The 14,772-nt window shown below is 60.9% G+C and carries 15 protein-coding genes; 7 read left to right on the forward strand and 8 right to left on the reverse strand.

Features of this window, described 5'->3' with window-relative positions; genetic code table 11:
* Position 1: 1 nt before the first annotated feature.
* Positions 2-1,402: a molybdopterin-dependent oxidoreductase gene (locus AC2YB9_RS06505; RefSeq protein WP_487267931.1), complete on the reverse strand. Its 1,401-nt coding sequence runs from the start codon at positions 1,400-1,402 to the stop codon at positions 2-4.
* Positions 1,403-1,596: 194 nt separating this feature from the next.
* Here AC2YB9_RS06505 and AC2YB9_RS06510 point away from each other — a divergent pair, with 194 nt between their 5' ends.
* Positions 1,597-2,283 (forward strand): hypothetical protein, encoded by a 687-nt coding sequence (locus AC2YB9_RS06510; protein ID WP_487267932.1) that lies wholly within the window; start codon positions 1,597-1,599, stop codon positions 2,281-2,283.
* Between the two features lie 147 nt (positions 2,284-2,430).
* On the opposite strand, the gene AC2YB9_RS06515 is transcribed toward AC2YB9_RS06510, so the two are convergent.
* Complete coding sequence (locus tag AC2YB9_RS06515) at positions 2,431-2,910, reverse strand: STAS domain-containing protein (protein WP_487267933.1); 480 nt, start codon at positions 2,908-2,910, stop codon at positions 2,431-2,433.
* A gap of 183 nt (positions 2,911-3,093) precedes the next feature.
* Between AC2YB9_RS06515 and AC2YB9_RS06520 the strand changes: the two genes are divergently transcribed.
* On the forward strand, positions 3,094-4,329 hold the full coding sequence (locus AC2YB9_RS06520) for an MFS transporter (RefSeq protein ID WP_487267934.1): 1,236 nt from the start codon (positions 3,094-3,096) through the stop codon (positions 4,327-4,329).
* A gap of 58 nt (positions 4,330-4,387) precedes the next feature.
* Entirely contained in the window at positions 4,388-4,930 is a 543-nt protein-coding gene (locus tag AC2YB9_RS06525; protein WP_487267935.1) for a universal stress protein, read from the forward strand.
* 50 nt (positions 4,931-4,980) lie between these two features.
* Here AC2YB9_RS06525 and AC2YB9_RS06530 read toward each other — a convergent pair whose 3' ends face one another.
* Both AC2YB9_RS06530 and AC2YB9_RS06535 read right to left on the reverse strand, forming a co-directional pair.
* Positions 4,981-5,817, reverse strand: coding sequence for an SDR family oxidoreductase (locus AC2YB9_RS06530; RefSeq protein WP_487267936.1), 837 nt, complete (start codon positions 5,815-5,817; stop codon positions 4,981-4,983).
* A 12-nt stretch (positions 5,818-5,829) separates the two neighbouring features.
* Positions 5,830-7,170, reverse strand: a complete 1,341-nt coding sequence (locus AC2YB9_RS06535; RefSeq protein ID WP_487267937.1) for a cytochrome P450 — start codon at positions 7,168-7,170, stop codon at positions 5,830-5,832.
* 100 nt (positions 7,171-7,270) lie between these two features.
* Between AC2YB9_RS06535 and AC2YB9_RS06540 the strand changes: the two genes are divergently transcribed.
* On the forward strand, positions 7,271-7,885 hold the full coding sequence (locus AC2YB9_RS06540; protein ID WP_487267938.1) for a TetR/AcrR family transcriptional regulator: 615 nt from the start codon (positions 7,271-7,273) through the stop codon (positions 7,883-7,885).
* Complete coding sequence (locus AC2YB9_RS06545) at positions 7,801-9,153, forward strand: alpha/beta hydrolase family protein (protein ID WP_487267939.1); 1,353 nt, start codon at positions 7,801-7,803, stop codon at positions 9,151-9,153. Before AC2YB9_RS06540 ends, AC2YB9_RS06545 begins: the two co-directional genes overlap by 85 nt.
* A 59-nt stretch (positions 9,154-9,212) precedes the next feature.
* Here the strand turns inward: AC2YB9_RS06545 and AC2YB9_RS06550 are convergent, their stop codons facing one another.
* Entirely contained in the window at positions 9,213-10,211 is a 999-nt protein-coding gene (locus AC2YB9_RS06550; protein ID WP_487267940.1) for a YeiH family protein, read from the reverse strand.
* A 193-nt stretch (positions 10,212-10,404) separates the two neighbouring features.
* On the opposite strand from AC2YB9_RS06550, the gene AC2YB9_RS06555 reads away from it, so the two are divergent.
* Positions 10,405-11,328 carry a LysR family transcriptional regulator gene (locus AC2YB9_RS06555; protein ID WP_487267941.1) on the forward strand — a complete coding sequence of 308 codons (924 nt, stop codon included), beginning with the start codon at positions 10,405-10,407 and terminating at the stop codon, positions 11,326-11,328.
* Positions 11,329-11,434: 106 nt separating this feature from the next.
* On the opposite strand, the gene AC2YB9_RS06560 is transcribed toward AC2YB9_RS06555, so the two are convergent.
* Both AC2YB9_RS06560 and AC2YB9_RS06565 read right to left on the reverse strand, forming a co-directional pair.
* Positions 11,435-12,088 (reverse strand): fasciclin domain-containing protein, encoded by a 654-nt coding sequence (locus tag AC2YB9_RS06560; RefSeq protein ID WP_487267942.1) that lies wholly within the window; start codon positions 12,086-12,088, stop codon positions 11,435-11,437.
* Positions 12,089-12,127: 39 nt separating this feature from the next.
* Positions 12,128-13,693: a molybdopterin-dependent oxidoreductase gene (locus AC2YB9_RS06565; RefSeq protein ID WP_487267943.1), complete on the reverse strand. Its 1,566-nt coding sequence runs from the start codon at positions 13,691-13,693 to the stop codon at positions 12,128-12,130.
* Positions 13,694-13,806: 113 nt separating this feature from the next.
* Between AC2YB9_RS06565 and AC2YB9_RS06570 the strand changes: the two genes are divergently transcribed.
* Positions 13,807-14,484, forward strand: coding sequence for an alpha/beta hydrolase (locus tag AC2YB9_RS06570; protein ID WP_487267944.1), 678 nt, complete (start codon positions 13,807-13,809; stop codon positions 14,482-14,484).
* A 3-nt stretch (positions 14,485-14,487) separates the two neighbouring features.
* Here the strand turns inward: AC2YB9_RS06570 and AC2YB9_RS06575 are convergent, their stop codons facing one another.
* On the reverse strand, positions 14,488-14,772 hold the full coding sequence (locus tag AC2YB9_RS06575; RefSeq protein WP_487267945.1) for a WhiB family transcriptional regulator: 285 nt from the start codon (positions 14,770-14,772) through the stop codon (positions 14,488-14,490).

Genomic DNA, 14,772 nt, shown 5'->3' on the forward strand with positions numbered 1-14,772 from the left:
GTCAGCGGCTTCTAAATTCGATGGATTGCACCCATTTGGTGTTGTGGACGCCAGGGATGGCCGGGACGATGATCCGCGCGGGAAAGCCGTGGTCCAGTGACAGATCGACGCCGTTGACCTGCAAAGCGAGCAAGGAATCGGGATTTAAAACCTGATTGTTCTGCAGTTTGACCTTGTTGAAGGCGCCTTTCTTCTGCAACGATTTGGCCTTCGCCCACCGAGGGTCCGGAACTCCTGCCAGCACGGCTAGGTCGCGCAGACGTACGCCGGTCCACGTCTGGGTGGTCGACCAGCCTTCCACGCAGGCGATGGGCAGCACCGCGGTGTGCTGGGGCATGGCCAGCAATGCGGCCCGATCCAGCGTATGCAGAGCCAAGCCGTTGACCGTCAGTTTCCAGCCGTCGCCGACATCGGCGGCGCTGATCGCGGCTGCCTTGGCAGTCTTGTTGACCTGAAAATCGTTGGGCCCATCACCGCGGCCGCGCCCGCGTGGCAGTAGGAAGGCCAACGGCCGGGTCGGACCACCGAGGGTCTGTCCAAGGGTGAGCACTGCCACGAGGGCTGAGCCCCCACCGACGAGGGCGAGCGCGCCGCGGCGACTCATCGTGGCAGGGTCGGGGTCGGTGGCGACAAGGCCATCGGCGTCGGCCGGCTCGGAAACGGTGCGATTGACCGGGTCCCGGAGCATCTCGGTGAAGGAGCGCGACTTCAGCGCGGAGCGCATCTTCGGGAATTTGATGCCAACGTGAACAACGAAGCCCGCAATGAACACCCACGCGCCGTAGTAGTGGGCGGTGTAGAAGCTGAATCCAAAAATGTAGTCGTACTGGATGTTCAGCACTCCAGTGATGATTTCGAACAGGATGCCGCCGACGAGCATCAGCAGCGAGATCCGTTCGATCAATTCGGCAATCGAGCGGGCCGGTGGCCAGACAAATAGTCTCGGAATCACCGACCATAACTTGGCAAGGACCACGGGGATGAGGATTAACCCGAGTCCCACATGGGTGCCCTGAGTTAACCGGTACAGCCACGACGGTCTGGTGGGCCAATCAAACGTCGGCAACTGCAACCACCCGACCGAATTCGGGATGGCTTGGTTCAACTGCGGGCCATAAGCGACGTAGGACAACAGCCCGGTGATGATCACGATCGGCAACCCAACCAACAGCACCGATCCGAACACCGACGTCAACCAAGGACCGCGCAACGGCGAACGCCAAGCCCGCAACCGATTCACACCGGGCGGCGGGTGTTGTTCGAGCGCACGCCACAACGGTGCAGGAAAGCCGTATGTCGGACTATTGCGCTCGGCGTCTAGGTCGGGAACGTCCCGATCCTGCGGTGGCACTTCGCCGTGAGGCGAATTTGAGTCTGGGAACGATGAAGTCGTCGGTGTCATGAGCGGCTCCTGCCTCCGGGCATAGGCACCCGTCGCTAACGGTATGCCTCTTGGATGGGTTCGGCGACTTGGCAAAAAGAAAGACTGCACATGTCTTGACCAATCCACCTGTGGCGCAGGTTCGAATGATCCATGTAACGACCACCAATACAAGTTACCAATGCAAGCCACCAACCCAAGGATGTGGAATCACCATGAACAACAATTCGATTTTTAAGAACCGCAAGTTTGTCGCTGGCGTCGCGCTGGCCGCGGCTGCGATGTTCCCATTGACCGCGTGTGGCTCGTCGAGCTCGGCCGCCGATTCGTCGAGTTCCAGCAAGGCTTCGATCGCTAAGCCCGTCGCTCGTATCAACGCTTTGAGCGGTGGCACGACTGCCATCGCGCTGGATAAAGGTTTTACCGACGCGTTGACGTCGCTGAAGCTGACTCCTGGCGTTGTTGATGGCGCGACACTTGTCGATGGTTCGCTGATCTTCCCGATCACCGGCGGCAATGTCACCTACTTCAAGCCTGGCACCGTTAAGCCGTACGTCATCGGACAGATCCAGCACGAAGAATCGGGTCTCTCGCTGACTGCGGGTGACACCAAGGTTGAGTTGACTAACTTCAACGTCGACCCGGGCATCTCGCGTGTCTATGGTGACGTCAAGGTCAACGGCAAGACCGTAGTCAATAGTGCGTTCCTGTTCCAGCTGCGTGGCGCCACGTTGAAGCCACTGCAGACTGAGGGCGACACTGCGATCCTCGAAGGCACCAAAGTCTTCATCAGCCCGGTGGCTGCGGGTCTGTTGAACAAGACCTTCAAGACCGACGCTGTCACTGACCAGCTCCTGGTTGGCGTCGCGAAGATCACCGTTAATACCACTCCCGCGAAGTAAGCGGCTGGCTGTCTCGGCTGTGATTCATCTCAGCTGAGACGGCCGACGGCGGATGTGTCCCCTAAGGGGACACATCCGCCGTCGGCATCCCAAACTGGTGTCCCGGTCCATCCGGTGGTTGGTGGGCCGGGACACCACTCCATTTTGTTACAAGAATTTGTTACAACAAAAACGGCGAACCGGCGGGTCGTAGATATCCCGATTAACGGCTGGACCGGATCTCTGCGGGATCGGAGCGATCGGTGCAACGTCAACATCAGACGGAGGTCGACCCGCTGCATAAATGGACGGATATGACGGGAACGCTTTAGCCCTGCCGGCCATGTCTAAGAGCCGGCGAACTACACGACACGGGGCGACCAGATGCAGCGATCCGCCAGCAGATTGCGCTCGGCTCCGTGCCTCGGTCAGCACTCCGAGTGCAGCACCTTCCAAGAAGGTCACTCCGCTCAAGTCCAGAACCACTCGAGGCGGGCTCCCGAGCAGTTGAACGTTCAGCTTCGCACGCAAACCGACTGCGGTGTTGACATCGAGCGCGCCGGTTGCCACGGCGACAGTGAATAGGTCATGCGAATCACTGGCTGAGAAGTCCTCAGAAGCCGATTCATAACTCTTCACGAATAACACCCATCTTGACGTCAAGCACAAATAACAGCGTCTCGACGTGGGGGGTCTGGCGCGCCGCTCACCCCGTAGCAGCGAAATTTGGGCAGAATCGGGTCTTTCGACCCCTAGCGTTTTCCATCCTGACGTGACAGTTTTGTTGGTGAGAATTCACTGCCCATTTTGTGTGACCACACTGGAGAAAACATGGCAATGCCGGCCCAACAAACCGACAACAACAGCAAGGTTGCAGGCAACCCAACGCTCATGCTGGCGATGGCCACGATCGGGTTCGCCGTTAACTTCTGGGCATGGGCATTGTTGAGTCCACTCGGGCCACTGTTTCGCAGCACCGGCAGCTTGGGGAAGTTGTCCGAATCCGATGTGGCGCTCTTGGTGGCAGTGCCGGTGATAGTCGGATCGTTGGGACGTATTCCGGTCGGATCTTTGGCTGATCGTTTCGGCGGCAGGGTCATGTTCCCACTAATTTCGGCGCTCACGATCATCCCAGTGCTGTTTATTGGATTCTTCGGCCTTAATTCCTATGGCGCTTTGCTCTTTGGCGGATTCTTTCTTGGCTTGAGCGGGACGATATTCGCGGTCGGAGTGCCGTTCGTCAACGCTTGGTTCCCGCCCGAACGTCGCGGACTCGCCATCGGAATATTCGGTGCCGGTATGGGCGGAACCGCGATCAGCGCGCTGACAACAGTGCGGCTTTTCAACAACGTCGGCGAGAGGTCACCGTTTCTGATCACCGCAGTGGCGCTCGCGGTCTTTGCAGTTGTTGCCTGGTTTGTCATGCGCGATGCGCCCGGCCGAACCGCGCCGACTGGCACATTGATGAGCCGGCTGGTGGCAAATGCCAAGCTGCCGATCAGTTGGCAGGCCTGTGCGTTGTACGCCGTTGCTTTCGGCGGTTATGTTGCGTTTTCGGTGTACCTCCCGTCGTACCTCAAAGTCGCCTACGACCTTCAGCCGGCCGATGCCGCCAACCGGATGGCCGGTTTCGTGCTGGTCGCAGTGCTGATGCGCCCGGTCGGTGGATGGCTTTCCGATCGAATCGGTCCGATTCCCGTCCTGGCAGTTGGCTATGGCGTGGTGGTCCTCGGTGCCGCTCTGGCAGCAACCAATCCTTTGCTCGAACATGTTGGAACGGTTGCCTTCCTAGCAATGGCCGCAGCACTGGGCTCGGGCAGTGGCGCAACATTTGCACTCGTTGCAAAGGTGACCGACCCATCGAGGGTTGGCGGGGTCACCGGTTTGGTCGGTGCCGCCGGAGGGATTGGCGGTTTCGTCCCGCCGCTGGTGATGGGCTACATCTACGGCCGCACCGAATCGTATTCGATCGGGCTGGTGTTGTTGGCGATTACCGCAGCGCTTGCGCTACTTCTGACGTTGACCCTGGTGCGAGCTACGGTGCAAGACGCGGTCGAGGCGGTCTGAGCACTGGCGTCACACGTAACATGGGGCATTGAATTGTTGTCACAATCGGGAGTGGTTCATGATGGTGTCGAAAACGATTGATGTGCAAGGCGGCGTGCTTGTCGGCCATGACGGTTCGACCCACGCAGATCGTGCGCTTGACGAAGCCGTACGTCTTGCCGGGGCCTTTCAGCTGCCACTGGTTGTCGTACGTGCCTGGAGCATGATGACGGCGCCGCGGCCGGACACCTGGACTACCGGTTTCGTGCCACCGCTGGAAGATTTCGAGGCGGCCACGTTGGCCGCACTCGAAACTGATGTTGCAGCCATACGCCGCAGCAATCCAGACGTCATGATCAGGACGCTGGCGGTTCGTGCCAGCCCCGCCGAATGCCTGATTGAGGCGTCGGCCCGGGTCGACTACATGGTGGTGGGGCGGCGCGGACTTGGCGGGTTCACGGGATTGTTGCTGGGCTCAGTTTCCGATCAGGTTGTTCGTTACGCCCGGTGCTCAGTATTGGTGGCCAATCGCGAGCGCGACGAAACCGATGCAGCGGACCCGGGGCAGCGGCAAGTCATGGAGCGGGCGCTTGCAAGCGAACTCAAACTCTCCGCCGACTGACGCCCAACGCACATACTGCGCTCGACATGCGGCACCGCTGCCCAACTGTGTCAGTGCGAGTCCGCCGCACGTCGCTCGTACTCGGCGCGCGCGTCCCGGTCGATGTTGCTCAATGACGTGTCGGCACCCATGAGGCGCTCGATGGTGCTGCGTGCGCGACGCGGCATTGCGTTGGCCGAATAAAACAGTCCCTTGGCGTAGCCCGGAATCCAGGTTTCGAACACGGGCTTAGTTGAGACTTTGACGATCGCGGACGCGACTTCTTCGGGCTTGCAAGCCCGCATCCCTTTCGTGGCGGTGATCCCGGCGCCCAACTCGGTTGCGACCACGGTCGGAAGGACGCAGGACACATCGACGCCGGCTGGCGCTAGTTCGGACTGCATCGCCTCGGAGAATCCTACGACCGCGAATTTGCTTGCACTGTAGGTCGCGCCATTTGCCATCGCAATCCTGCCGACGGCGGAGGCGACGTTGATGATGTGGCCGCGGCCGCGCTGGATCATTCCCGGTGCGACGAGTTTGGTTCCGGTGATGACACCGCGCAGATTGATGTCGAGAATGCGATCGGTCGCCGCGTCGGTTTCTTCAACTAACGGTGATAGCGGCATGATGCCAGCGTTGTTCACCAAGACATCGATGGGTCCTTGCTCCTCTGCGAAGGCGATGAATGCGGCGTAGGACTCGCGGTTGGCGACATCGACGGTATGCCCGACCGCACGACCGCCGACTTGGAGCGCGGCCTTGGCGGCCACGTCGTCATCGAGATCGCCAATCACGACGATCGCCCCGGCGGCCGCGAATTGTGCTGCCGTGGCCAAGCCGATACCGCGGCCGGCGCCGGTGATGACGACAACAGCGTCCTTCAATTTGATCTGGTTTTTGGGCATGTCAGCGGCTTTCTATCGGCGGATGAGGTTGATTGGCTGGCCGTCACTGGGGAACGGTAGGGAATGGTAGTTCATGGGCACTTGATAATTCGCGTCGACGGTCCAGGTGAAATCGCGGAGCAACCGATGCATGATCGACTTGACTTCGGCGCCAGCGAAATACATGCCGATACATTTGTGCACACCGCCGCCGAATGGAGACCATGCGTAGCGGTGGCTTTTATCTTCGCGGCGTTCAGGAGAGAACCGTTCGGGGTCAAATGTGGTCGGCGAGGTCCAGTAGTCCTCCATCAGGTGGTTGAAATGTGGTGCCGCGAACACAAAATGGTCTGCCGGAATGGTGACTCCAAGCACCTCTGTGGCCTTGACCGTCTTGCGCGCCAGAACCGGTACCGGGCTGACCAGCCGTAGGCATTCCTTCATCACCAGGTCGAGCGAGACCAGTCCGTCAAGATCGGCGAGAGTTGGCTCCTCTCCCAGCGTCGCGGACTCGACTCGACAGCGTTCCTGCCAGTCGGGATGCTGACCGAGGTATTGCAGCATCGTCGACAACGTGATCGTCGAGGTGTCGTGTGCCGCCATCATCAAGAAGATCATGTGGTTGATGACGTCATCATCGCTGAAGGTCTCACCTTCATCCGAGGTGATGTGGCACAGTGTTGAGAGCAAATCATCGGTCGCGACGGCTCGCCGCGCTGGTAAGTAGCTGCGCAAAAATTCTTCGAGATGGCGGCGAGCTTTGGTGCCACGGTGCCATCTCGTGCCCGGGATGTTCTTGCGGACGATGCCGGTCGCGGTCTGGACGCAGTCAATGAATGCCGCGTTCACCTCGTCCATCTCGGCTGGTGTGGTGTGCTCGGCGCCGCCCATGAAGATCTCTGCGGCGACGTCAAGTGTCAGTTGCTTGAGCGCCGGATAAACCTTGAAGGATGGGTCCGTCGGCCATTTGGCGAGGCCGTCCCGTACCACCGGCTGCAGTCCTGCGGTGTAGGTTTCGAGCCGGTCGCGGGTGAAGGCCTGCTGCATGATGCGACGATGCATGTGGTGTTCCTCGAAGTCGAGCAACATTAGTCCGCGGCTGAAGAATGGTCCGACCAAGAACGACCAGCCGGGCGCATTCGCAAAGGCCTTATCCGCGTTTCGGAGTGCGACCTCGCAGGCCTCAGGCCCCAACAGCATTGCCCACGGCTTACCCAGCAGACCGATTCTGGATACGGGGCCGTAGGCGTCCCAATGGGCCTGAAAAAGCGCTTGTGGGTCGCGGACATATTTAAGTGTGTGACCAACGAATGGTAGTCCCGAAGTTCCGGGCAGCGTCTGGCTTGTCGAGGTGGTGGTTGTAGACGATGACATCGGACTCATTCCTGTCGGAGGTTCTCATTGGGATTCTGATCGGCGACTCTGTCAATTGATCCAGTTTGATTCAGACATGACATTCTGTCAACATTACGCTATGGCGGTTAAAGCGGGAACATACCGAGGAGTCAGCGCGGCCGATCGTTCGGCCGATCGTCGACGCCGCCTGCTTGAAGCGACCCTTGAGCTCTGGGGTCGCAACGATGGGGTGCGGATCACGATGACACGGGTCTGCGCTGAAGCTGGCCTGACTGAACGCTATTTCTATGAGCAGTTCTCCGGCCTTGATGATGCGCTGATCGCCGTTGTGGACGGCATCGCGGAGCAGATTGCTGCCACCAGTCTCGCGGCCATCGCAGCGCCGGGTGATTCGATCGAACGAGTTCGTGCTGCGATCGCGGCATTTGTCAGAATTCTCACCGACGACCCCCGCAAAGGCAGGATTGCCATCGTGGAGGCAGCCTCACACGAGGCAGTGCGGCCGCGCCGAAATCAGTTGTTACTCCAATTCGCCGATCTTGCTGCCACTGAAGCGCGCGAACTCTATGGCGACCGCGCATGGACCGGACGCGAGGGCGAGTTGTCGTCCTTTCTCTTCATCGGCGGTCTTGCCGAACTCGTCCGTGCGTGGGTCGACGGCGAGGTCGCTGGCACGCCCGAGGACTTGGTCGAAGCTGCCACCCGAAACTTCACTCTGACCGCGCAGCGCTAGTTCGCCGGTGCAGTAGCAGCTGCCGTGCTTGCGGGCCGAACTATCTCCCCGCGCTGATCAAGGCCTCGTCGCTGCTCGCCGCGACCCAGCTGCATACTCAGGCGGCCAACCCGACCCGGCTTGCGCTCGCCGCAGGTACCCTCGTTCCCGGCTGGAACGTCGGCAACCCGCTCAGCGCCGGCTGGAACGGCACGCGCGGCATCTCGAAGCAGGTCACGTTCACGAATCGCTACGGCGCTCTGCTCCGTGGCACGGTCTACGCGCCAAAACCGGGCGCGAAGGACCCCTACACCGGCAAGACGCTCAAATGCCCTTACCCGGGTGTCATCATCACACCGGGATCAGCCCAAGGATCTGCGGGCAGGTACGTCTGGCTGGCCCAGGATCTTGCCGAGCGTGGCTACGTGACCATGACGTTTGACGTCCAAGGTCAGGGCACCAGTGAGACGCTGCCACACGAGTCCGGATCGGCGGTGCCGTTCTGCAATCCCTTCGCCACGCCGAAACAGGGCGAGCTGCTCAGCTGTCCCGGCGTACCGTTCCAGCAGTTGAGCAACTTCGTCGTCGGCACCCAGGACGCGCTGAGCTTCTTCACCTCAACGACGGACAAGCCAGATGCGAACCCGGGTGCTGCCGGCGCCAACGTCAACGCGGCCAATCCGTATGCCTCGATCTTCGACCACAGCCCAGACACCCGCACGGTCACGAAGGGCCGTACGACGCGCATCGCGATCATCGGGCACTCACTGGGTGCGGCTGCGGTGTCCAAGGTGCAGGGCATCGACAAGCGGGTTGAGGCCGTTGTGGCCCTCGACAAGCTGTTCGGCCCTGGTGAGGCAGGTCTGACCGACGTAATCGCCAACAGTAGCGATAACGATCCGGTAGTCCCGGCACTTGCCATGCAGTCCGAATACGGCTTCACCGTGTCGCCTTACGTCCTCAGTGGCGGTGTTTCCCTCCTTCCGGCGCCTTCATCTAACGGTCCGGACCCGATGCGTGAACGCATGACCGGATTTGATGCTTGGCGTGCCGACGGTATCGACAGCATGCTGGTTGTACCGCGGGCGTCCACGCACCTCGAGCACACCGACATCCCCTTGGTGCTGCCGGCCAGTCGCTATGGGCAAGGGCGTGTGGAAACCGATTACGATCGACCGCGACAAAAACCTCAGCTTTCACTACTGCTCGGCGTATGCCTTCCGGTCCGGCGCCACTACCCTCAGCAATCCCGACATTGGCGGGGTCGGCGGCTGCGCTTCCTGACCTAAAGGTGTTCGGCGGCCTTCGAAATGTTGCGCTGCATCGATCCGAAAATGATCTTGTGGTGTCAGCCGATGCCGGTGCTGAGCTGTAGGCCGAGACTCGTTAACGCCACGATGATCCACAGGATCCCGCCGAGCATGAGTGGTTTGGGCCCGGCCTTTTTGAAGCCGACGATGTCGGTGGACAGTCCGATCGCTGACAGCGCGATGGTTATCAGGAACACCGACACTGTTGTGAGTGGTGCATGAGCTCCGGCTGGGATCAGTCCGACCGAGTTGATTGCCGCCACGATGATGAAACCGGTCAGAAACCAGGGCACCATCCTGAGCGGATTGATGCGTTTGCGTGCTGGTTGCGTTGTGTCCTCAACGGTGCCATCGATTGCTTCTTGGCGACTGATTCGTCGTCCGGCCCACCAAGCCAAACCGATGCAAATCGGGATGATCATGAGGGTCCGGACCAGTTTCACCACGACTGCGAAATGCGTCGCAGAATCACCGTAGGTGCTGGCCGCAGCGACTACTGACGACATGTCGTTGACTGCGGTGCCAGCGAACAATCCGAATCCGTGCTGGCTCATACCGAGCAGGTGGCCGATGAATGGAAAGAGCAGCACCGCGGCGATGTTGAAAACGAAGATCGTTGAGACCGCGTAGGCGACATCGATGCTGACGGCACCGATGACGGGCGTAACGGCGGCGATCGCCGAGGCGCCACACACGCCGGTCCCGACGCCGATGAGCGTACGTAGGTCGCCGACGATGCCCAACATGCGGCCGATCAGCCACGCGGCAACAAAGCAGACTCCGAGAGTGCCGAGCATGACTGGCAACGATTCCGCACCGACTTTGGCGATCTGGGCGAGTGAGAGTTGTGCTCCTAACACGACCACTGACAGTTGCAGGATGAACTTGCTCGCGGTTTTGATACCCGGTTTTAGTCGGTCGATCGATTTGAGCGATCCCGCGAGTAGAACTCCGATGACAACGCCGGATACCGGGCCCCCGATAATCGGGAAGAAATGGCCGATGACCGTGGCAACGACCGCAATTGCGATAGCCACCGACAGCCCAGGTGTTCGCTCAATGATGCGGCGCCAAAGCTGGCTACTTGGCGATGATTCAGTTGGGTCAGGGGTCTCAATCGGATTCACAATTTTGATGATTCCAGTGCTTGCCCGGTTGCGGTAGCGATCTTGTTCTTGGGAGGATACAAGCCGGACTTGTATCCGGTCGAACGCAGCACAGGAGGACGCCATGTTGAGCCCACGGGTACCGGAACTCTCCGCACTGCAAATGTTGAGCAGTATTAGTCGGCTGGGCAGCTTTTCGGCGACCGGCAAGGAACTTGGGCTCTCGCAACAGGCGGTGTCGTCGCGGATGCGAGCATTGGAGCGGCAAGTCGGCTCGACGCTGTTTGTCCGTACGCCGCGCGGCTCGGCACTGAGTCCGACCGGGTTGCTCGTTGCGAATTGGGCCGATGACGTCCTTGCGGCGGCAGCGCGCCTTGATGCGGGGATTGCCGCGATCCGTACCGATGTCGCCAGCCGATTGCAGGTGGTGGCTAGTCAGACGGTTGCTCAGCATCTCCTTCCGCAATGGTTGGTCACGTTGCGCCAGCAGGAGGCAGCACAGAGCCGTACACCGAGCGTTATCGAGCTCAGTGTCACCAACAGCGCTACGGCTATCGACATGGTTATAACAGGTAGCGCGGTGGTCGGGTTCATTGAGACCTCGGTCTTGCCACGCGGCCTGGCGCACGCGGTGGTGGATTGGGACACGCTCGTTGTGGTGGTGGCGCCGGACGATCCGTGGGCGCATCGGCGTTCCGCACTGACGCTTGCCGAACTTGCCGCGACGCCGCTCGTGACGCGTGAAATCGGCAGCGGGACGCGCGAGTCATTGGAGCAGTTTCTGACCGAACGGGTTCCGAACATCCAGCTGGCGGCACCCGTGGTCGAACTGTCCACGACTGCAGCGGTTCGGTCGGCGATTGCGGCCGGTACCGCGCCGGGTGTGCTCAGCACATCGGCGGTCCACGATGACGTGCTGCTCGGCCGCTTGGTGATCGTCCCGACTTCCGGCGCGGTGTTGTCCCGGCCGTTGACCGCGATCTGGCGTAGTGGAGTGAACCCGCCACGCGGCCCCGCACGTGACCTCGTGGACATCGCCACGCGCTAACCCACCTCGCCGTACTCAGCGGGCGTACTGGTTGGGGCTGGGGAATACGAAACGGCCCCAGCTGGAGGACTGGGGCCGAATCGGGTCGTGCGGTGAAGCAACCGCCTTACTTCGGCGGCATCATCACCGTGTCGATGAGGTAAACGGTCGCGTTAGCGGTCGTGACGCCACCACAGATGACCTTGGCCTGGCCGCCACCGGTTTCGATGTTGTCGCCCTGGCCGGTGATCTTGATGTCGGCGCCATTGACAGTCTTGAACGTTCCGTCGATGTCCTTAGGCAGGATCTGCTTGGGGATGACGTGGTAGGTCAGGATGCTCGACAGCGTGTCAGCGCCGGCAGGAGTACCGAGAGTCTTGAGCGTCGCGGCATCGATCTTCGCGAAAGCTGAGTCGACCGGTGCGAACACCGTGAACTCGCCGCCGTTGAGCGTGTCAACGAGGTCGACCTTCGGGTTGATCTTGCCGCTGACAGCAGCGGCGAGGGTCTTAAGCAGCGGGTTGTTGCTAGCGGCAGTCGCCACCGGGTCCTGTGCCATGCCGCTGACCGAGCCCGAACCATCCGGGACAGCCTTGGCGTAGTCGGCGCAGCCAGGACCAACCAGGTTCGCGGCAACGTCGTCGGCCTTCGGTGCCGAGCTTGTCGTGGGCGCATCAGTGGCTGCATCGCTTGAGCTGTCACTCGAACCACATGCTGCGGTGAAGAGCGACATGGACGCGATTGCTGCGACCGCCAGGGTCTTGCCGGTATTTACTCGCATGATTTTCTCCTTGTATGGGTGCTGCTGGGTGGCTTGGTGTTACGCGACCGTGAACTGGACTTTGTGCCAGCCGGTCGTACCGTTCGGGCGAATAGGCGCCCGATCGGAGCTTTGGGTTTTGCCGGCCGCATCCGTGGCGCGCACGGTGAGGGTGTGCCGGCCGGGCGTGGCGTCATCCCACTTCCAGGACCATTGACGCCAGGTTTCTAGGTTGTCTTCGGTGCCGAGCTTGGCTTCGTTCCACGCGCCGTCATCGATCTTGACCTCGACCTTTTTGATGCCGATCGTCTGGGCCCAGGCGACGCCGCCGACTCGGACCGAGTCGGCCTTCAACGACTGGAAGGCGCGCGGCACGTCGATACGTGACGACATTTTGATTGGGGCCTCGGCGTCATAGTCGCGGGTGGTCCAGTAGGCCTTGAAGTCGGCGAACTTGGACACTTCGAGGTCAACGAGCCACTTGGTCGCGGAAACATATCCGTAGAGTCCGGGGACGACCATGCGGGCCGGGAAGCCGTGTATGAGTGGCAGCGGCTCGCCATTCATAGCGATCGCGATGATCGCATTGCGGTCGTCGGTCAGCGCACTCAATGGAGTGCCACAGGTCCAGCTGTCGGCGCTGGTTGTCTTGACCGCATCGGCGCCGGCCTTTACACCGGCCAACTTCAATAGGTCCTTGAGCGGTACGCCGATCCACGTCGCGTTGCCGACATACGGGCCGCCGACCTCATTCGAGACGCAGGTCAGTGTGATACGTCGCTCAACCAGTGGCATGGCCATCAGATCGCGGAAGCTGAGGTTGAGCTCTTTATCGACGAGGCCGTGGATACGAAGGCTCCAGCCCTCGGCAGGCACATCGGGCACTTGGAGTGCCGTGTCGACGCGGTAGAACTTTTTGTTCGGCGTGATGTAACTAGAGATGCCGGGTAGATCCAGCTCGGTGCCGGCGGGGATGACCGTAGCCTTATCGGCTGGGCGAGCGATCTTGAGCGCGGCCCGTGAGGCAGCTGCAGCAGCATTGCCGAGGTACTTGCCAACCGCTCCGCCAACCACGACCAAGGCGCTTGCGCCAACGACGCCCTGGAGGAACTTGCGCCGATTGAAGGCACTGCGCAGGTCATCGGCCTGCTTCGGGGCGAAACGCAGTGCAGAGAGTAAATAGGCCAACGTTGCCAGTGTGACAACCAAGGCGAGCAGTGATGGCAGCAAAGCGACGAATCGACTTGCGGTCGCGGTCCGGTCGATCAACGCCGCGCCGACGGCGACGAGACCGATGAGCCCCACGACGATCATCGCGAGGCGTGGTTTATGGCGGCCGATGACACCGGCTGCTGCGGCAATGATGGCGAGCGTGATGATCACGCCGCCGATCAGGACGGTCTTGTCATTCTCGCCGAAAGTGCGGACCGCAAAGTCTTTGAGGAAGGGGGGCGCGTTGTCGACGGCTTGGTTGCCGACCGCTACGACGGGGGAGGGAACACCATTGAGAAGCGCAGCCAATCCCGTGGCAACACTAACTCCGGCGGCAGTGGACAGCAGACCAGCCAGTGCGCCTGCCCACCATGGTGCGACGGCGCCCTTTGGCGACTTGCTGGATATCTTCACGTGGCTAATTCGGTCCTGCCACGACAAAGGATTGGTACGCGTTTGAAAAATTTTGGGTCAGCTTGGCAGGGGGTCGAAATGCGTGTTTTGTCGGCTCACGGCAAACTCAGAGGGTGACGACTCCACCCCGACTTATTGCCACTTCGGTTCCGGACCATCCAGTCGGCATTGTTTTGGCTCTCCACGGGGGCGCCAGCCGCCCATCTCAGCCAGCGGTCAAAGCGCGACAACTCTCAGTAATTCGGATGGTTCCGATTGCCAGACGGATTGCCCAGGTCGGGCACAACGAATTGGCCGTGTTCCGGTTGCTCAACACGACCCGCGGTTGGAATGAGCGACAATCCCCGGTCGACGACGTCAACTGGGCGCTTCAACACATCGCCGAGCGCTTCGGTTCGGATCTGCCGGTTGCCTTAGTGGGCCACTCGTTGGGCGGTCGCGCTGCCTTGTGTTCGGCCGACCACCCAGCTGTCACGAGTGTTGTTGCGTTGGCGCCGTGGCTCTACGCCGAGGACGGCGGTCTTGATCTAAGTGGCCGCAGCGTCATGTTCTCGCATGGAGCGATCGACCGGGTTGCCGATCCCGCGATTGCTGCGGCCGTTGCCGACCGGCTTGCGGATAAAACGTCGGTTGGCTTCGTAAGCGTTCGTGGTGCCAATCACGCGATGTTGCGGCGGCGTGAAATGTTCGATGGTCTCGCGGCGGACTTCGTTGCGACGACCTTATTGGGTCGGCCGGCCACCGCCTTGGTTCAGCGGGCGCTCAACGGTGACCGATCGATTGTGGTCTGAACGTTAGCCCGCAGCGATGCGGGTGCGGGCATCTTTGCGTTCGTTCGTCGTCAGCCCGCCCCACACGCCATAGGGTTCACGAACTTTGAGTGCATGTTCAAGACAACGCTCAATGACCGGGCATCGGCTGCACAAGGCCTTCGCCGCCGCCTCACGCTCATGTCGACGTGGTCCGCGCTCGGCGTCGGGCGAGAAAAATGCTTCTGGATCGACAGTCCGACACAGGCCTGCGTACTGCCACTCGTACTCTTCTTGAAGCGGCGTCGGTAGACGCGAGATGCTGGCCAT

The organism is Aeromicrobium changchenzhani (assembly GCF_057586615.1).